This is a genomic window from Rhodococcus sp. 06-462-5, from assembly GCF_002258315.1.
GTDB lineage: Bacteria > Actinomycetota > Actinomycetes > Mycobacteriales > Mycobacteriaceae > Rhodococcoides.
The window spans coordinates 88652-106334 of record NZ_NOYD01000013.1 but is presented as its reverse complement, the minus strand read 5'-3'; the positions used below and the strand labels follow the sequence as shown (position 1 = coordinate 106334).

Annotated in this window: 21 protein-coding genes; 13 read left to right on the top strand and 8 right to left on the bottom strand. The window is 65.1% G+C overall.

Going from position 1 to position 17683, the window contains the following annotated elements; all coding sequences use genetic code 11:
• The first annotated feature begins 8 nt into the window (after window positions 1-8).
• Both CH251_RS07850 and CH251_RS07845 read left to right on the top strand, forming a co-directional pair.
• Entirely contained in the window at window positions 9-797 is a 789-nt protein-coding gene (locus CH251_RS07850; protein ID WP_306436812.1) for an NAD-dependent deacylase, read from the top strand.
• A gap of 97 nt (window positions 798-894) precedes the next feature.
• Window positions 895-1188, top strand: coding sequence for a hypothetical protein (locus CH251_RS07845; protein ID WP_094612649.1), 294 nt, complete (start codon window positions 895-897; stop codon window positions 1186-1188).
• A gap of 4 nt (window positions 1189-1192) precedes the next feature.
• Here the strand turns inward: CH251_RS07845 and CH251_RS07840 are convergent, their stop codons facing one another.
• The 4 genes from CH251_RS07840 to CH251_RS07825 all read right to left on the bottom strand — a co-directional run bounded on the left by CH251_RS07840 (window position 1193) and on the right by CH251_RS07825 (window position 3960).
• A complete protein-coding gene (locus CH251_RS07840) occupies window positions 1193-2245 on the bottom strand; it encodes an ABC transporter permease (protein ID WP_143537806.1) in 1053 nt (350 codons plus the stop codon).
• Between the two features lie 5 nt (window positions 2246-2250).
• Window positions 2251-3111, bottom strand: a complete 861-nt coding sequence (locus tag CH251_RS07835; protein WP_094612647.1) for an ABC transporter ATP-binding protein — start codon at window positions 3109-3111, stop codon at window positions 2251-2253.
• Window positions 3108-3509 carry a GntR family transcriptional regulator gene (locus CH251_RS07830; protein ID WP_094612646.1) on the bottom strand — a complete coding sequence of 134 codons (402 nt, stop codon included), beginning with the start codon at window positions 3507-3509 and terminating at the stop codon, window positions 3108-3110. The genes CH251_RS07835 and CH251_RS07830 overlap by 4 nt, the downstream gene beginning before the upstream one ends.
• 70 nt (window positions 3510-3579) lie before the next feature.
• Window positions 3580-3960, bottom strand: a complete 381-nt coding sequence (locus CH251_RS07825; protein ID WP_256978887.1) for a YafY family protein — start codon at window positions 3958-3960, stop codon at window positions 3580-3582.
• Window positions 3961-4022: 62 nt separating this feature from the next.
• On the opposite strand from CH251_RS07825, the gene CH251_RS07820 reads away from it, so the two are divergent.
• The 3 genes from CH251_RS07820 (at window position 4023) to CH251_RS07810 (ending at window position 7183) form a co-directional block, all read left to right on the top strand.
• Window positions 4023-4412, top strand: a complete 390-nt coding sequence (locus CH251_RS07820) for a hypothetical protein (protein WP_094612644.1) — start codon at window positions 4023-4025, stop codon at window positions 4410-4412.
• 67 nt (window positions 4413-4479) lie between these two features.
• The gene (gene secA2 / locus CH251_RS07815; protein ID WP_094612643.1) at window positions 4480-6783 is read left to right on the top strand and encodes an accessory Sec system translocase SecA2; all 2304 of its coding nucleotides are present in this window, start codon (window positions 4480-4482) and stop codon (window positions 6781-6783) included.
• A complete protein-coding gene (locus CH251_RS07810) occupies window positions 6776-7183 on the top strand; it encodes an META domain-containing protein (protein ID WP_179273336.1) in 408 nt (135 codons plus the stop codon). Before secA2 ends, CH251_RS07810 begins: the two co-directional genes overlap by 8 nt.
• A gap of 4 nt (window positions 7184-7187) precedes the next feature.
• Here the strand turns inward: CH251_RS07810 and CH251_RS07805 are convergent, their stop codons facing one another.
• Complete coding sequence (locus tag CH251_RS07805) at window positions 7188-7775, bottom strand: TetR/AcrR family transcriptional regulator C-terminal domain-containing protein (RefSeq protein WP_094612641.1); 588 nt, start codon at window positions 7773-7775, stop codon at window positions 7188-7190.
• Between the two features lie 125 nt (window positions 7776-7900).
• Here CH251_RS07805 and bioB point away from each other — a divergent pair, with 125 nt between their 5' ends.
• Genes bioB through CH251_RS07790 form a run of 3 tightly spaced genes read left to right on the top strand, consistent with a single transcriptional unit; the run spans window position 7901 to window position 9734 of the window.
• Window positions 7901-8893 carry a biotin synthase BioB gene (bioB, locus tag CH251_RS07800; protein ID WP_094612640.1) on the top strand — a complete coding sequence of 331 codons (993 nt, stop codon included), beginning with the start codon at window positions 7901-7903 and terminating at the stop codon, window positions 8891-8893.
• 22 nt (window positions 8894-8915) lie between these two features.
• Window positions 8916-9140 (top strand): hypothetical protein, encoded by a 225-nt coding sequence (locus CH251_RS07795; protein WP_094612639.1) that lies wholly within the window; start codon window positions 8916-8918, stop codon window positions 9138-9140.
• 6 nt (window positions 9141-9146) lie between these two features.
• Window positions 9147-9734: a DUF2567 domain-containing protein gene (locus CH251_RS07790; RefSeq protein ID WP_094612917.1), complete on the top strand. Its 588-nt coding sequence runs from the start codon at window positions 9147-9149 to the stop codon at window positions 9732-9734.
• 10 nt (window positions 9735-9744) lie between these two features.
• Here the strand turns inward: CH251_RS07790 and CH251_RS07785 are convergent, their stop codons facing one another.
• Window positions 9745-10443, bottom strand: coding sequence for an NUDIX domain-containing protein (locus CH251_RS07785; RefSeq protein WP_094612916.1), 699 nt, complete (start codon window positions 10441-10443; stop codon window positions 9745-9747).
• 79 nt (window positions 10444-10522) lie between these two features.
• Between CH251_RS07785 and nadA the strand changes: the two genes are divergently transcribed.
• From nadA to CH251_RS07760, 5 genes are all read left to right on the top strand, one after another.
• Entirely contained in the window at window positions 10523-11581 is a 1059-nt protein-coding gene (gene nadA, locus CH251_RS07780) for a quinolinate synthase NadA (protein WP_052049319.1), read from the top strand.
• Entirely contained in the window at window positions 11578-13146 is a 1569-nt protein-coding gene (locus tag CH251_RS07775; RefSeq protein ID WP_094612638.1) for an L-aspartate oxidase, read from the top strand. Before nadA ends, CH251_RS07775 begins: the two co-directional genes overlap by 4 nt.
• A gap of 1 nt (window position 13147) precedes the next feature.
• A complete protein-coding gene (nadC, locus tag CH251_RS07770) occupies window positions 13148-14023 on the top strand; it encodes a carboxylating nicotinate-nucleotide diphosphorylase (RefSeq protein WP_094612637.1) in 876 nt (291 codons plus the stop codon).
• A 34-nt stretch (window positions 14024-14057) separates the two neighbouring features.
• Window positions 14058-14432 (top strand): RNA-binding S4 domain-containing protein, encoded by a 375-nt coding sequence (locus CH251_RS07765; RefSeq protein WP_032394350.1) that lies wholly within the window; start codon window positions 14058-14060, stop codon window positions 14430-14432.
• 65 nt (window positions 14433-14497) lie between these two features.
• Window positions 14498-14680 carry a hypothetical protein gene (locus tag CH251_RS07760; RefSeq protein ID WP_094612636.1) on the top strand — a complete coding sequence of 61 codons (183 nt, stop codon included), beginning with the start codon at window positions 14498-14500 and terminating at the stop codon, window positions 14678-14680.
• A gap of 53 nt (window positions 14681-14733) precedes the next feature.
• Here the strand turns inward: CH251_RS07760 and CH251_RS07755 are convergent, their stop codons facing one another.
• Window positions 14734-16608 carry an HNH endonuclease signature motif containing protein gene (locus CH251_RS07755; protein WP_094612635.1) on the bottom strand — a complete coding sequence of 625 codons (1875 nt, stop codon included), beginning with the start codon at window positions 16606-16608 and terminating at the stop codon, window positions 14734-14736.
• A gap of 79 nt (window positions 16609-16687) precedes the next feature.
• A complete protein-coding gene (locus CH251_RS07750) occupies window positions 16688-17671 on the bottom strand; it encodes a LysR family transcriptional regulator (protein ID WP_094612634.1) in 984 nt (327 codons plus the stop codon).
• Window positions 17672-17683 lie beyond the last annotated feature (12 nt).

Below are 17683 nucleotides of genomic sequence, written 5' to 3'. Positions count from 1 at the left end.
ATGACTGTGTGACCACTTCAGAGAATCCGTCGCCCGTCACCGTTCCTGAGCCCGTCGTGGACGCCGCGAGAGGTGCATCGCGGATCACCGTACTCACCGGTGCAGGCATGTCGGCCGAGTCGGGGATCGCAACGTTTCGGGACGCCCAGAGCGGGTTGTGGAAGGACTTCGATCCCAAGGATCTCGCCAGCCCCGAGGGGTGGTTGGCCGACAGCGATCTGGTGTGGGGCTGGTATCGATGGCGAGCCGAATTGGTTCGACGCTCCAAGCCGAACGCCGGTCATGTGGCACTTGCGCAATGGCAGCAGCAGGCGCACGTCGACATCGCCACCCAGAATGTCGACGACCTGCACGAGAGGGCCGGGGCCACGGTTCTCTCGCACGTGCACGGGTCTCTGTTCGAGCCGTACTGCAGCGATTGTGGAACGCGGGCGCAGTTCGACGCTGACGCCGACGCTCCGGCGGAGGCGGACCAGCGGGTTCCGCCGCCGGAGTGCCCGCTGTGCGGCGGGCTGATCAGACCGGGAGCGGTGTGGTTCGGCGAATCACTGCCCGAGGCCGCGTGGGAGGCGGCCGAGGATGCCGTCCGAAATGCCGACCTGGTTCTCGTGGTCGGCACGTCCGGAGTTGTGTACCCGTTTGCCGGACTGCCTGCGATCGCTCGCAGCGCCGGAGCGACGGTGGTGGAGATCAACCCGGTCGAGACCGAGGTCTCGGACATGGCCGATCACCGGTGGCGCACCACGGCTGCGGTCGGGCTGCCTGCATTGGTTGGTGGATTGGTTGCTGAATTGTGACAGGGAGGCCGTGAATCCACGGTTACCGTGAGGGTTCGTCGCAGTGAGCAGGGAGGCAGAATCGATGTGGGGTTACTAGCTCATCGCACTGGCCTCGGTGTGTTCTATTCTCGGTGCCTGGTGGGCCGCCGTCGACTACACCGGTCGTCGAATGCCGTCAGGGTTGCAACGCCACAAGTGGGACAAGAGCAGGCGCGTCCGCCGAATCGAGACCGTGGCGTGGTTGTCCGCTTTGTTCGGTGCGATAACGGTGGCGAACGAGCTGTGGATGTCGAACCCGTGGGCGACCGGAGTATTCGTCGGCGTGGTCATGGTGATCGTCAACGGCCTTCCTGCTTTCGTGATCACGTTGTTGCACAACGGAAAATCCAAGTCTCGGTTCCCGGCATAGGTCGTCACGGCCGCAGTCGTCGAACCAGGACCAGTGACAGCCCTCCGAGCAGGGCAGCGATCACCAGGGTCAGGGCAGTCTCCATCGCCTGGAATCGCCAGAACAATCTGTCCTCGTGGTACTCGGTCTCGAAGGCCTCGGCGCCCTGAGTGCGGATACAGTCGATCTGGATTCGAGCGTCCTCTGCGATCCGGAGTTCGGAGTATTCCTCGTACTGTGCGACCGTCTCGAATTCGCTCATATCCCGATAGTTGTCGGGCCAAGCGCACTGCTGCAGATCGATCGCTACCGGTGTTCCCTGGCCGTCGACGTAGTCCGACGAGACGTTCCATCGCGGGTATATCGAGATCGAGTTCATTGGGCGGTAGTAGTCCGGTGCGCCGCCGTACATGTCGTTCACCTTCTGCTCGAGTGTCCGGGTCTCGACCATGGGAGTGTCGTAGTGCTCGCGAATCTGCGTCGGCAGCAGCGCCAGGAACGCGGTGGACACGACGACAGTGGTGATCATCGCGGCGATCGTGTTCCTCATGGCCAGTGCGCACGCTGCGCCGAGCGTCAGTCCCACAGCCGTGTACCCGCCCGCTACGAATCCCGTTGCGCCGAAGGTGGGGAAGTCCAAGCGGGACTCACCGGTGCTCATGAAGGCGAACGTTCCTGGGGACGTGCGGTATTTCGCCCAGTACAGCGCGCAACCGAGCAAAGCCATGGCGAGGATGGTCGGAACGAACACGACAAGTACACGCACTCCGTACCACCGTCGTCTGCTCACCGATTGGGTCAGACCGAGTACGTGAGTTCGGCGTTCGAGGTCGCGGGAGAACACGGTGACCCCGACGAAAGCACCGAACACGACAGGTAGGGCGATCGTCAGAAGGATCGCCAGGCTCTGCGCGGTCTCCGCGGTGCAGTAGTCCTCTCCGATCCCGAGGCAGCCCTGGAGCGCGGGAATCGGTGCCACGCCCCCGTCGATCAGCGTGATCGCAATCGTGATGGCCGCCAACAACAGTGGGGTCAGCACCCCGAACAGAATCGTTGTGCGGAACTGTCTCCACGTCACCCAGATCATGCTGCCACCGCCGCTCCGAGGTGGGCGAGCACGACGTCGTCCAGGGTGGCGTCCTCGACGGTCCAGCCCGGTCGCGCGGTCTCCGGCCGGGTGCCGCGGACGACGAATACTGCTGCGTTGGAACCGGATACGTCGGAAACGACGGTTCCATTGTCCACGGTGGGTTCGGCATCGGTGCTACCGACCAGCAGGTAGTGCTCGGCCGTGATGGCGTCGAGTTCGCCGTCGAGTCGAATTCTCCCGTCGCGCAACAGGAGTAGTCGATCGGCGACGTCGACCAGTTCGGACAGCACGTGCGAGGACAGGACGATCGTCGTGCCGTTCTCTGCCGCGTCGCGCATCAGTGTTCGGGCCACGGCGCGTCGAGCAACGGGATCGAGGTCGGCGAGAGGCTCGTCGAGCAGAAGTACTTCCGGTCGTCGTCCCAGCGCGAGCGCGAGGGCGACGCGGGTGCGGTGACCTGGGGAGAGCGATTTCACTCGCGCAGAGACCGATATTCCGGCTGCATCGACGAGCTCGGAGGCGTAGGTATCGTCCCAGTGCGCGTTGGTGTTTCGGCCGAATTTCAGCATGTCGCCGACGGTGAAGTGGGGGTACAGGGGCTTGTGCTGGGCCAGATAGGACAGGCCGGGGGCGATTCCGCGTTGGCTCACCACTTCGCCGAGCACTCGGATGGATCCGGCGTCCGGTGCGAGCAGCCCGACGGCCAACGACATCAGAGTCGACTTGCCTGCACCGTTCGAGCCGACCAACGCTGTGACGCTTCCCTTTTCGATATCGAACGAACATCCGTCGAGTACGGCCCTGCGTCGGAACGACTTGACCACCTCGTCCATGGTGAGAACCGTGTCGGTCATGAATCGCCTCTTTCGGGTCGGTCGAACTGTGTGTCGAGTGCTGCGGTGACGATGGCCTCGAGGTCCGGTCTGTCCAGTCCCGCTGCGAGGCAATGGCGAATCCAGCGGCCGAGTTCGGCCTCGAGTGCCGATCGTTCGGCCATACCGGGTTTCGCGAGGGAGGCGACGACGAAGGTTCCCGAGCCGGTCCGTGGTTCGACCAAGCCTTCTCGTTCGAGTTCGCGGTAGGCCTTGAGCACGGTGTTCGGGTTGATGGCCAGTGCCGTGACCACGTCCTTCGCCGTCGGAAGCTTGTCGCCGACGGCGAGTGATCCGAGGCGCAGGGCCTGTTTCGTCTGCAGTATCAGTTGGACATAGGTGGGGATGCCGGACTGACGATCGATGCGGTACGCGATCATCAAGACCCTTTCACTAGTTGATTAGTGGAAGACGGTAATGCGAACTCCTCGGTTTGTCCAGGTTTCGCGGTCAGTCGGTCATCAATGCCTCGACCAGAGCGCTCATTGCCGATGCGGCACTGTCGGTTTCGCTGGGTCCCAGAGCGGCGAGGCTGGCGATGAGTGCTGCTATCTCGGGGGCGGTCAACTGCACCGGCCGGGGCGCGGCGACGCTTGCCAGTCGAGATCCGCCGTGCACACCCGGTACCGCATCGATGGGAACGCCGGACTCACGCAACCGGGCGAGGTCGCGTTCCACGGTGCGCACGGAAACCCCGAGCCGTTGCGCGAGTTCGGGGGAGGTCAACGGCGCAGCCGCCGACCCCAGCCATTCCACGATCCGCTGTTGACGCGCGACGCGGCGCAAGGTGAGTGCGCTGTCGAGCGATCGGGGTGCGTTGTCCTTCGGCACCGTCCGAATTCTTCCCGATTCCCGACACAGCCCTGACGGGATTGGGTCCTAACGTTGTCGATATGACACCTGACACCGAATCGATCGACAGCTTCTTCGCTCGCTACACGGGGTACTTGACCTCGGGTGATCTGGACGGCCTTGCCGAGATCTACAACTATCCGGCTCTGGCGGTCACGGCGCGGGGGTGTGCGGCGATCGCCGAGCCGCAGCAGACCCGAGAGTTCTTCCAGCAGGGCCAGACCTACTATCGGTCGCGCGGAATACAGGGTGTGCGGGCCCGCGACATCGTCACCGAGGCAGAGGTACCGGGCATCTGGGTCGGGCATCTTCTGCTGGAGAACCTCGACTCCGACGGTTCGCCGGTGGGAACCGAGCGCAATGCCTATCAGGTGGTGACGCTGGACGACGGCACGCGCCGGATCGCGGTGACGACGCCGCTCGATGCCTAGAGCTGGGCGGAGCTGCACTCGGTACTGTGGGTGAGAACGGTTCTTCTTTCTCAGGTAGGGATAACAGATGGCTTTGGGCTCCGACCGATTCTGGCGTGTACTCGGCCGCTCCGCGCAGAAGGCGCAGAGCACCTCGCGTCGACGCGTCGACCGAGCCCAGGAACATGCGGAGTGGGCAGCTGCCCTGAGCGAGAGCGAGTTGGCGACCGAGGCGACCGCGCTGCGGGTCGACAACGCCGACCGTCTCGACGTTCCGCGGTATCTGGCGTTGACGCGCGAGGCGAGTGAGCGTGCCCTCGAGCTCCGGCCCTTCGATGTGCAGCTGCACGGTGCCGTCCGGTTGCTCGCCGGCGACGTGGTGGAAATGGCGACCGGCGAGGGCAAGACGTTGGCCGGTGCCATCGCTGCCGTCGGATACGTGCTGTCCGGGCGTTCGGTGCACGTCATCTCTGTCAACGACTTTCTCGCACAACGTGACGCGCGATGGATGCAGCCGCTGTTCGAGTCCCTCGGCATCACCGTCGGTTCCATCGGCGAGTCGTCGACAGCGCAGGAGCGGCGCACCGCCTACGCCTGCGACATCACCTATGCCTCGGTCAACGAGATCGGTTTCGACGTCCTGCGTGATCATCTGGTGAACGACCGAAACGATCTGGTCGCGCCCGTGCCGGACGTCGCCCTGATCGACGAGGCCGATTCCGTGTTGGTCGACGAGGCGCTCGTTCCGCTGGTGTTGGCCGGTTCGGTCTCCGGCGACGTCTCGACGTCGACGGTCATGGACGCAGTCCGGTTGTTGGACAAGGGCGTTCATTTCGACACCGATGCCGAAGGCCGCAACGTGTTCCTCACCGACGAGGGCGCGCTGCGGATGGAGAAGGAAATGGGCGGAATCGACCTGTACTCCGAGCATCACGTCGGGACGACGTTGGTGGCGGTCAACGTGGCACTGCACGCCCAGGTGCTCGTCCAGCGCGACGTCGATTACATCGTCCGTGACGGACGGGTGCAGCTGATCAACGCCTCGCGTGGCCGGGTGGCCGAGCTACAGCGCTGGCCGGACGGATTGCAGGCTGCGGTCGAGATCAAGGAAGGGCTCGCCCCCACCGAGACCGGTGAAATTCTCGACACGATCACCGTGCAGGCGTTGATCAATCGATACGCAACGGTGTGCGGTATGACCGGCACTGCCATGGCGGCGGGGGAGCAGCTTCGTACGTTCTACGGCCTCGGTGTCTCGGTCATCGAGCCCAACGTTCCCACGGTGCGCGTGGACGAAGACGACCGCGTGTACGACACGATCGAGCACAAGAACGCTGCAATTGCGCTGCAGGTGAAGGAGATTCACGAGACCGGTCAGCCTATCCTCATCGGCACCCACGATGTCGCCGAGTCCGAGGCACTGGCCTCCACGCTCACCGCGTCGGGCGTGGAGGTGGTGGTGCTCAATGCCAAGAACGACGCCGAGGAGGCGGCAGTCATCGCGGCGGCGGGTGTACACGGCGCGGTGACGGTATCGACGCAGATCGCCGGACGCGGAACCGACATCAAGCTCGGTGGTCCCGACGGCACCGATCGTGAACGGATTGCCGAGCTCGGCGGACTGTTCGTTCTCGGCACCGGTCGCCACACCACCGAGCGACTCGACAATCAGCTTCGAGGGCGCGCCGGTAGGCAGGGAGACCCAGGCCGGTCGCTGTTCTTCGGCAGTTGGGAGGATGACGTCGTCAAGAACAACATCGGCGACAAGGATGCACCGAAGGGCATCGACGAGAGCGGCATGTTCACCTCGTCTGCTGCGGCCGACCGCGTCGATCATGCGCAACGCATCGCCGAGGGCCAGATGCTCGAAATACATTCGCGCACCTGGCGTTACAACCAGTTGACTGCACAGCACCGTGAGATCCTCGATCGCCGCCGGGCCACGTTGCTCGACTCCGACGAGGCGTTGACGTTGCTCGAGCAGCACGCACCGGCGCGCTCGAAGGAGTTGCGCGAGACCGTGTCCGAGGAGACTCTGATCGAGGTCGCCCGCCAGATCGTCCTCTACCACCTCGATCGGTCGTGGTCGGACTACCTCGCGCACCTCGCCGATGTGCGCGAGAGCATTCACCTGCGTGCACTGGGTCGGGAGAATCCGCTGGACGAGTATCACCGGATCGCTGTCGAGGCGTTCAAGACGGTGTCCTCCAAGGCGATGGATCTTTCGCACGCTACGTTCGAGTCGGCCGAGATCACCTCGGACGGAATCGATCTGGACGAAGCCGGCTTGCGTCGACCGACGTCGACCTGGACGTACATGGTGCACGACAACCCGTTCGCGTCCCGCGGAAATGCCGGTGCGGCCGGTCTGGGGCCGATTTTCGGTGGCTGACGCGCGGCGCGCGTTGGCCGCTCTCGTGTTCGGTGCGAGCGTGGTGGTCTGCGGGTGTGCCGACTCGTACGGCGAATTCCCGGCGGGCAAGACGTACTCGTCGGTGGACGCACCCGACTCCTACATGCCGGTCCCCGGAACGACGGTCGTGCTCGAATTCGTCGACGACCGAATCTCGGCCGAGGCGGGGTGCAACAGGTTGTTCGGCACCGTGGACACCTCGCAGGGCAGGATCACCATCGGTTCTCTCGGGTCGACGCGGATGGCCTGTCCGGAGGCGTTGATGGAGCAGGACCGGTGGCTGTCGGAGTTCTTGACCTCCACGCCACGGTGGTCGCGGGACGACGGCACAATGACCTTGGACAACGGGAGCGAGCGCATCGTCTTCGCGGAATTCTGATCGGTCAGTGGCGGATGCGGTCCGCCGCGGTGTGGCGTACTCCGTCGAGGAAGAGTTTCAGTCCGAAATCGAATCTGCTCGTCGGATCGGGACTTTCGAAGAGCGGCGACGCGTCGGGCGTGAGGGCTCCGGCGGAGTCCATCTGCAGTCGCGCCTGCTCGTCCACGGTCTGACCGAGGATGTAGTAAAGCAACGTATCGGCAGTGAGTTCGGCGTCGCGGCGCGGCAGTCCCGCTCGAATGCACACGGCGGCAATACGTTCGCGAATGTGGTTGGTGGTCAGCCTCGACGCGTAGGTCGCGGCCACCAATTCGGCACCGTCGCGTCGGGAGAGAAGGGCGTCGCGCAGTCGGTGCGCGATCTGCGCGATCTGTGCGTCCCAGGAATCCTCGGTGGACGGTGCATCGGCACCCGAGAGTATGTGGTCGGCAATGGCACCGAGCAGCGTCTGTTTGTTGGGGAAGTGCCAGTACAGCGCGCCCGGCTGGACGTGCAGTGACGTCGCCAGACGCCGCATCGTCAGGTCTGCCAGGCCGTACTCGTCGAGAATGGCGATCGCGCCGTCCAGTACGTCCTGCCTGTTCAGTTGCACGTACTTCCCCCAGTCGTTCGACGCCTCGTCGCTTTGACAGTAGCCGAGCGCGGCGCCTAACGTGAACGCCGTTCAACTTGAACGGTGTTCAATGACGATGCCGTTCGACGACGAGGGGACCCGGAATGGACATATTGCGCACGGCGCGTACACAGGTGCTCGGCGACGGCATCGCGCTCGATCGATCTCAGGTTCTCGAGGTGCTCGAGCTCGGTGAGGACCGTCTCGAGGAGACGATGCTGTTGGCCCACGAGGTGCGGATGAAGTGGTGCGGGCCCGAGGTCGAGGTGGAAGGAATCGTCAGCCTCAAGACCGGCGGATGTCCCGAGGACTGTCACTTCTGCTCGCAGTCCGGGCTTTTCGCCTCCCCGGTCCGAGCTGCGTGGCTCGACATCCCCTCGCTGGTGGAAGCTGCGAAGCAGACCGCTAAGACCGGAGCGACGGAATTCTGCATCGTCGCCGCAGTACGCGGACCGGACGATCGGTTGCTCGCGCAGGTCGCCGCGGGGATCGAGGCCATTCGGAACGAGGTCGAGATCGATATCGCCTGCTCGTTGGGCATGCTCGATCAGGATCAGGTCGATCGGCTCGCGGCAATGGGTGTGCATCGCTACAACCACAACCTCGAGACCTCTCGCTCGTACTTTCCGAACGTGGTGACCACCCATACCTGGGAGGAGCGGTGGAACACCCTGCGGATGGTGCGCGAGGCAGGCATGGAGGTGTGCTGCGGCGGAATTCTCGGCATGGGGGAGACGCTCGAGCAGCGGGCCGAGTTCGCAGCCGATCTCACCGCACTCGAACCCGACGAAGTGCCCCTGAACTTTCTCAACCCCCGGCCGGGAACCCCCTTCGGAGACCTCGACGTGCTGCCGGCATCGGATGCGCTGCGCGCCGTCGCTGCGTTTCGTCTCGCCCTGCCGCGCACGATTCTCAGATTCGCCGGCGGCCGCGAGATCACTCTCGGTGATCTGGGGGCGAAGCAGGGAATTCTCGGCGGCATCAATGCGGTCATCGTCGGCAACTACCTGACGACGCTCGGTCGTCCGGCAGAGCAGGATCTCGATCTTCTCGGTGAGCTGCAGATGCCGATCAAAGCGCTCAACTCGACTATCTGATGGGCGTATTAGGGTGGGTCGAATGACGAGCGAGACCCACTACGACCCGTACACCGGCCGGCCTGTCGAATCCCGAGCCGAGATGGGCGCGGATTCGTTGTCGGTCGCGGTCCGGCTCGGGTTGGAGCCGCCGCGGTTCTGCGCAGAGTGCGGCCGCCGCATGGTGGTCCAGATCGTCCCCGACGGGTGGACATCGGTGTGCTCGCGTCACGGCCTCGTCGACTCGGCCGCGACGGGTAGGCGCTAGGTGGTCATGTCGGAAGATCTCGGAGCACCGCGGAGCAGCACCCTTCGTGTGCTGTCGGTGGTTGTCGGAATCTCGGTGGCGGTGTCGGCCCTGGGCGGGATGCTGTGGGGGTTCCTGGCACCGGCGCAGCAGCTGCTCGTGGTGGCGCAGGACCGCGGGGCGGCCCTGACCGGGGAGAGCCTGCACAGCTTCGACGGCCTCGCGCTGTTCTCCTTCGTGTCCTTGGCCCTCGGTCTCGTTCTCCCGATCGGGTGGTGGTTGTGGAGGTCGGAACGAGGACCGCGGCTGTTCGGTGCCGTTTTTCTCGGCGCTCTCGCAGGCTCGGTCGCGGCGATCCTGGTGGGCAACGGGATTGCTGCTCTTCGGTTTCCGAAGGCCACCGACCCTGCCGTCGGATCGATCGTCACTGTTGCGCCGAGCATCGAGACTCCGCTGGTGCTGATCGTTCAGGCGCTGATGGCGTCCCTGGTGATCCTGCTGCTGGCGGCGATGAACCCCAACGACGATCTGCAGCACACCGATCCCGAACCGGACGACCTCGATGTCGAGTTCTCCCCGCCGCCACCGTCGTTCGACTCGAATCGGGCCGACTGACCGCAGCCGTTCACGTCTGCGGCGGGCGCAATGCGGCGAACTCGTCGGTTACTCGAATGCTGTTGTCGGCGAAGCGGAACAGTGCAGGCGGGCGGCCACCGGCCTTGCCCGATGGCGCGCGTCGTCCGGTGGGTTCGATGACACCGCGCCGGCTCAGTACGCGCTGCAGGTTGGTGGCATCGACCTGATATCCGAGTGCGGCACCGTAGATCTCGCGCAGCGACGAGATCGCGAAATCGACCGGCGCGAGTGCGAATCCGATGTTGGTGTACGAGAGTTTCGCGACCAATCGATGTCTCGCGTGCGCGACGACGGTTCCGTGATCGAACGACATGTCGGGAAGTGCCGAAACCGGGTGCCATGCGGTGTCGGTGGGGAGTGTCGGCTCGGCCGAGATCGGCACCAGGCCCAGGAAGGTCGACGCGATCCGCCGATCTCCCGGCACGCGTTCGGGTTCGCTGAAGACGGACAGTTGCTCGAGGTGTGCCACCGAGCGCACGTCGACCTTCTCGGCGAGCTGACGGCGAGCGGATGCGGCGAGGTTCTCGTCGTCGCGCAGTGTGCCGCCGGGCAGCGACCAGGTGCCTGCCTCGGGATCGAGCGCGCGCTGCCAGAGCAGCACCGCCAGTTCCGGGGCATCGGGGTCGGAAAAGGCTCGAACTTGGAACACCGCAATGAGTACTTCGTGGACGGTGCTACGATGAATCATGTTTTCGATCATAGGTCGAAAACTCCCTCGGAGGAAATTCGGTCACCGACGACCGGATGATCGGTGAAGGAGAACCGTCATGACCAGCAGCGCTACCCGGGTGAACACCCTGGACTCGGCATTCGCCGGAGTTCGCGACATCGTCGACGGAGCCGGTGGCTACGGGGGAGTCGAGGCAACACCGGAATGGGCCGCCGAGGTCCGACGTCTCGCCGATCTGCGCGGTGCGACGCTGCTCGCACACAACTACCAACTGCCTGCGATACAGGATGTCGCCGATCATGTCGGTGACTCTCTCGCGCTCTCGCGCATCGCCGCCGAGGTATCCGAGGACACCATCGTGTTCTGCGGCGTCCACTTCATGGCCGAGACCGCGAAGATCCTGAGCCCGCAGAAGACGGTCCTCATCCCCGACCAGCGAGCCGGTTGCTCCCTCGCGGATTCCATCACCGCAGAGCAACTCCGCGAATGGAAGGCAGATTTCCCGGAGGCCGTCGTCGTCTCGTACGTCAACACCACCGCCGAGATCAAGGCGCTGACCGACATCTGCTGCACCTCGTCGAACGCCGTCGAGGTGGTCGAGTCGATCGATCCGGGCCGCGACATCCTCTTCCTGCCCGATCAGTTCCTCGGCGCGCACGTCAAGCGCGTCACCGGGCGCGAGAACCTGCACATCTGGGCCGGAGAATGCCACGTTCACGCCGGCATCAACGGCGACGAGTTGGCCGAGAAGTCTCGCACCCACCCCGACGCGGAACTGTACGTGCACCCCGAATGCGGTTGCGCCACTTCGGCTCTGTACCTCGCGGGCGAGGGATTCGTACCGGCGGACAAGGTCAAGATTCTCTCCACCGGCGGCATGCTCGATGCTGCCCGCACCACCGCGTCCAAGCAGGTTCTGGTCGCCACCGAGATCGGCATGCTGCATCAGCTGCGGATGGCGGCACCCGAGGTCGACTTCCTGGCTGTCAACGACCGCGCATCGTGCGGCTACATGAAGATGATCACCCCTGCGGCTCTGCTGCGCTGCCTGGTCGAGGGCCGCGACGAGGTGCACGTCGACCTCGAAACCGCACACATCGCGAGCAAGTCGGTGCAGCGGATGATCGAGATCGGTACCCCGGGCGGCGGCGAGTGAATCCATCGGTCGCGTGGGAAACCGCGACCGATCTGGTCGTCGTCGGCGGCGGAATTGCCGGCCTCACCGCGGCCCGCACCGCAGCGGCACGCGGCCTGCGGGTGATGACCGTCAGTAAGGGTCGGTCCACCGACACCGCGACGCAATACGCCCAGGGTGGGATCGCGGTCGTCGGTCCCGAACTCGAGGATTCGATCGACTCGCATGTGGCCGACACCTGCGTTGCCGGTGCCGGTTTGTGCGACGAGGAGGCGGTGCGCTCGATCGTGTCCGGCGGACGCGCGGCGATCACCTCGCTCGAGGCTGCGGGCGCGCAGTTCGACCTGGCGGCAGACGGCGAGGTGGCGCGGACCCGCGAGGGCGGCCACAGCGTTTCTCGCATCGTTCACGCCGGGGGAGATGCGACCGGGGCAGAGGTGCAGCGCACGCTGGACGCGTCGGTGCCCACGGTGCAGTTCGACACGACCGCGCTGCGGGTGCTGACCACCGACGGCGAGGTCGTCGGTCTCCTCGTGCGCGGGCCTCGCGGCGTCGGCGTCGTTCATTGCCCGACGGTGCTGCTCGCCACCGGCGGACTGGGGCAACTCTTCTCGTGCAGCACCAACCCGCCCGGCGCGACGGCCGACGGCATTGCGCTCGCGCTCGACGCCGGTGCCCGGATCGCGGATCTGGAATTCGTGCAGTTCCATCCGACGGTGCTGTTCGCCGCCGGGTCCACGGGCCGCCGCCCGTTGATCAGCGAGGCGGTGCGAGGAGAGGGCGCTCGGCTTCTCGATGTCGCCGGCAGGCCCTTCATGGCGGGAGTGCACCCGCTCGGTGACCTCGCGCCACGCGACGTGGTGTCCCGCGCCATCGCCGAACTGCTGCACGTCAGCGGTGACGACCACGTGCTGTTGGACGCCCGCACGGTCGAACGCGTCCACGAACGGTTCCCGACCGTGACCGCCTCCTGCCTGGATGCCGGTGTCGATCCGGCGACGGACCTGATTCCGGTGGCACCTGCAGCGCACTATTCGTGCGGGGGCGTGGCGACGGATACCTCCGGACGCACCTCGGTTCCCGGCTTGCTCGCCGCAGGCGAAGTGGCGCGCACCGGGCTGCACGGTGCCAACAGGTTGGCGTCGAACAGTCTGCTCGAGGGTCTCGTCGTCGGCGAGCGTGCGGCCGGCGTGGCTGCCGAACGGGTGGGCCGCACCGGCGGCATTTCGGATGTCGCGTTGCCCACGTACCGTCGTATCGACCGCGAAGTGCTGCAGCGCACCATGACCGCGGAGGTCGGCGTCGTACGAGATGCAACGGGTCTTGCTGCAGCGCAACGTATTCTGGCGCACGGCGTGGTATCGGAACCACCGGTCGATGCGCGCGCGGTCGAGGACGCGGCGTTGACCGCTGCGGCGGAGGTGATCGTGCTGGCCGCGTCCGAGCGTCGCGAGAGCAGAGGGTGTCATACCCGACGCGATGTCCCGGAAAGCGATCCGGCGCAACGCCGCAGTCTGTTCGTCGAACGAGATCTCGATGGACGGTTGACGATAGTGAACGACGATGTGATGACGGGAGCACATTGACATGAGCGACACCCCGAACGAGGTGAACCCGGGCGTCGATCGCGCCGAGGTACTCGCGCTGATCCGGACCGCGCTCGACGAGGACCTGCGGTACGGACCCGACATCACCACGCTGGCAACGGTTCCCGAAAATGCCGTCACCACGGCATCGGTGGTCTCGCGTCACTTCGGCACGATCGCCGGAATCGATGTCGGTCTCCTGGTTCTCGACGAGGTGATCGGAACCGGCGGATACTCCGTCGTGCATCGCATCGAGGACGGATCCGAGGTCGAACCGGGACAGGCCGTCCTGACGGTCGATGCCCCGACTCGGGGTCTGCTCACCGCCGAACGCACGATGCTCAACATCGTCTGTCACCTCTCGGGGATCGCCACTGCGACGGCAGGCTGGGTCGCCGAGGTCGCCGACACCGAGTGCAAGATCCGAGACAGCCGAAAGACGTTGCCGGGGTTGCGTTCACTGCAGAAGTACGCCGTTCGTGCCGGCGGCGGCGTCAATCATCGGATGGGTCTGGGAGATGCCGCGCTCATCAAGGACAATCACGTGGCGGCAGCCGGTTCGGTCGTCGCTGCCTTGAACGCGGTGCGGGCTGCGGCTCCCGACATCGCGTGCGAGGTCGAGGTCGACAGCCTCGAGCAACTCGACCAAGTGCTGGCGGAGAACGTCGAACTGGTTCTGCTGGACAACTTCGCGCTGTGGCAGACGCAGATGGCGGTGCAGCGCCGCGACACGTTCGCGCCGCAAACGAAGCTGGAATCCTCGGGTGGCCTGACCGTCGACGTGGCACGGGACTACGCGCGCACGGGGGTGGACTTCCTCGCGGTGGGCGGTCTGACACACTCGGTGACAGTGCTCGATCTCGGCCTGGACATGTGAGTCGAGCCTCGCAATGTGAGGAAATCTTTCGAAGATGGAAGTTCAGAGCGTCCGCCTCGACAGTTGGATCTGGGCGGTTCGGTTGTTCAAGACGCGGTCTGCCGCGGCTGCTGCCTGCCGCGGCGGGCACGTCCGCGTCAACGGAACTCCCGCCAAACCCGGGCATCGCATCGGCCCGGACGACGAGATCAGACTGCGGGCCGACGGAGTCGAGAAGATCGTCGTCGTGGTGCGGGCCATCACCAAACGAGTAGGCGCAGCGGTCGTTCCCGAGTGCTTGATCGATCGCAGTCCGCCGCCGCCACCGAAAGAAGTTCTGGCTTCCGTACCGAGGCGTGATCGAGGGGCAGGCAGGCCCACCAAGCGCGATCGTCGTGAAATCGACAGACTGCGGGGCCTGGGCCTCTAGTGCTCCCGGCTCCTTTCGGTTACCTTCGGTAACGACACGTAGTTCGTACGCGCAAGGAGGTGGGAATGGACTCCGTCCTGTGGACTCCACGTTTCGCAGCAGTCTATTTCCTGGCAGCAGCGTTGCTTCTCATTCTGTTTCTGGCCATCGACGCTTCCCTTGTCATCGCCGCACCGCTTCTGTTGATGTCGGTGGGACTCGGAACAGCTGTTTTGATTCACAATCGAAAGCGTCACCCGGTTCGCTGAAAGATCCCGACGCGGGTGTAGGCAGGGCTGTGCTCTGAGACTGGTTCGGACCGTCAGGCGGGTTGTCGTGGTTGCTCGTCGCCGGGGTCGACGATGTTGTTGTGGTTGTCGGGTGGGTAGAGGACTTCTTCTGGGTGGTGGGCGTGGTTGATGAGTCCGCGCCGCTTGGGGTCCATCCCCGCCGGTGGATGCCACAGGGTGCGACCCGGATAGCGATGTCCTGCTCCGGTTTTGGTGGTCGCCCACTTGCCTGGTCCGGTGCCGACGAGTGCGTGGTGCATGTCGCAGCCGAAGGTGAGGGAGTCGATGTCGGTGGTGCCGCCGTCGATCCAGTCGGTGACGTGGTGGGCTTGGCACCACGTCGCGGGGCGGGTGCAGGAGGGGAAGCTGCAGCCGCGGTCTCGGGCGATGAGCACGATGCGTTGGTCTGCGGAGGCGATGCGTTTGGAGCGGCCGAGGTACAACGCCCTGCCGTGGTCGTCGAAGATCGTCAGGTAGTGGTGGGCGTGGGAGGCCATGCGGATCGCGTCGCGGATGGAGACGCGGGAGCCGGTGCCGGTCATCGCGTAACCGCAGCCAGCTTCCAGATCTTTCAGGGTCATGGTGACGATAGCGGTGACGGGCAGGCCGCGATGTGTGCCGAGGTTGCCGGAGGCGAGTGTCTGACGGAGCGCCAGTTTCAGGGCGTCGTGATGGCGTTCACGTTGGGTACGGATATCCCGCGCGGCGGCAGCGTCGCGTGCTGCAGCCTTACCTTCGCCGTCGCCGTCGCCGTCGCCGTCGCCGTCGGTATCGGTCTCGGATTCGGAGTCGGCAATGTCGTCGGGTTCGGCAGTGTCCTCGTGTCCTGTGCCGCAACCGCAGTCGATGCCGTCGCCGCACCGGCCGTCACCCTCGCAAGGTCCGTCGCCGTCGCATGGTCCGTCGCTCCACAGTCCCGCATCGCTCGTCGGACCGTCGTCCGGCTCCGGTAGCGGTGGGGTATCGGTATCGCAGATACCACCCGGTGTGGCCGAATCCGGTTCGGCTGCTGCAGGATCGGGACGCGCACGATTGCTCGCGGCCCGGGGGCTCGTGCTGTCCTTGCCGCCGGAAGTGCTGTCGGTCTCGTCATGGACGACGGACGTCGGGTCCGCGGGGTTGTTCACTCCGGGTTTCGCGGCTTTGGAGAACAGGGCTTCGAGGTAGGCGCGTAGTTCGGGGTCGACGCAGAATTTTCCTTCCGACATACCGTCGGCACCCTGCTCGCCGAGGTAGAAGAACGCATCCCGCCGCTTCCGTGGCCTCGGCTTTCCGTCCTCGTCTTCTTCGTCGTCGTGGTCGCCGTCGGGGTTGAGGATCGAGTCCAAATGCGCGACGACCGGCGCGAAGTCGTCGGGCCGGAACTTCTTCGCCTCTGTCACCAATTGCTGTTCGGCGAGATCGCGGGTCTGCGGATCGACACTCGAGGCGAGATGCCTGAAGAATTCGCGGATCATCTGCACATGCTTGGCATCGAGCAACCCCGCCCGCAACGCTTCCGCGGTGTGCGGCAGCAACGGCGGCAGGACTTCACCCGAGAACGCAGTCCGGTCACCCAACTCCGCAGCCAGGCGCACCCGAGCTCCGGCTGCTCGTGGGGTGATCCGCAGCATCCACGCCACCGACGACGGCACCGATCCCGGATACACATCGAGGCCGTGCTGACCGATGAGTTCGTTGAGCCAGGTGTACGAATACGCCGACAGGGATCGGGTCAGCATCTCCATCCGTTGGATCACCGCGCGCCGATCCGCATTCGTCCACGACACCGACGACTGTTCCGCCAACTCGGCGATCGCGGACTCGACCCGGTCGACCAACACAGATAATTCGGGATCGGACACCTCAGGGGTGGCCGGCACGGTATCGATGCCGTCCACCCCTGATCCGCCGTCCCCCGAAAGCATGAACAGAATCTACCGCGACCCACCGACAAACTCTCGAACACACGTTCTCATGGATTCGGGGCGGAGCGAGATGCAGACGTCAGCGACGCTTCCCGCTGCGTCGGGCGTTCGTCTTCGTCTTGGCAACGGGGCGAGCAGGTTTGGAGGGGTGCGCTTTCTTCTTCTTGACCGGTGCCTCGTCCGACGGTCCGCGTGAACTGCGGGTCGAGCGGCCGCGGACGATACCGATGAATTCCTCGATGCGGTCGTCCTCGCGTTCGGCGACCCAAGCCAGTGCAATCTGCGACTGCTCGACGTCGGTCACCGGGCGGTAGACGAGGTCCTTGCGGGCGTTGAATCGAGCGACCGAGTGCGGCACGATCGCCACCCCCAGCCCGGCGGCCACGTACTCGAACGTCTCGGCAACGGAATTCATCGGCGGCAGTGCAGGTCGATTCCCGGCAACGAGTTCGGTTGCTACCGCTGCCCATTCGGGCACGGTCGCTGGTTCGGCGAGCAGATGCTCGTCGGCGAGATCGGTCGCGGTGACCGCATCGAACGCGGCGACGGCGTGGTCTTTCGGGACCACCACCACCTGCACTTCCTGGTACAGACCGATCGCGTTGAGCCCATCACGATCGATCGGCGGACGAACGAAGCTCACATCGACCGTTCCGTCGCGCAGGGCCGACACCTGTGTCTGCGGCGTCGTCGCCACCACGGACAGCGTGACGTCGGGGAACCGATCCGCCCAGATGCGTGTCCACTTCGTCAGCGTCACACCTTCGGCGTATCCGATGGTGAACGTCGTCGGCTCGGCAGCAGCGACCTGCGCGAGTTCCGAGAGCCGATCGTCCTCGGCGATGTCCACCAGCGCCCGCTCGAGCAGATCGCGGCCTTCCGCGGTGAGCTCGGTGGGGGATGCTCCGGGCACGAACAGGTCGACGCCGAGCTGTTCCTCGAGTTCCACGATCGCCTTGCTCAAGCGGATCCGCGAGATTCCGAGCGACTGAGCAGCGCGCGCGAAATGCAGTTGCTGCGCCACCGCCGCGTACCAGCGCAGTGTCTGCACATCGATGTTCACGATGTCGAGCCT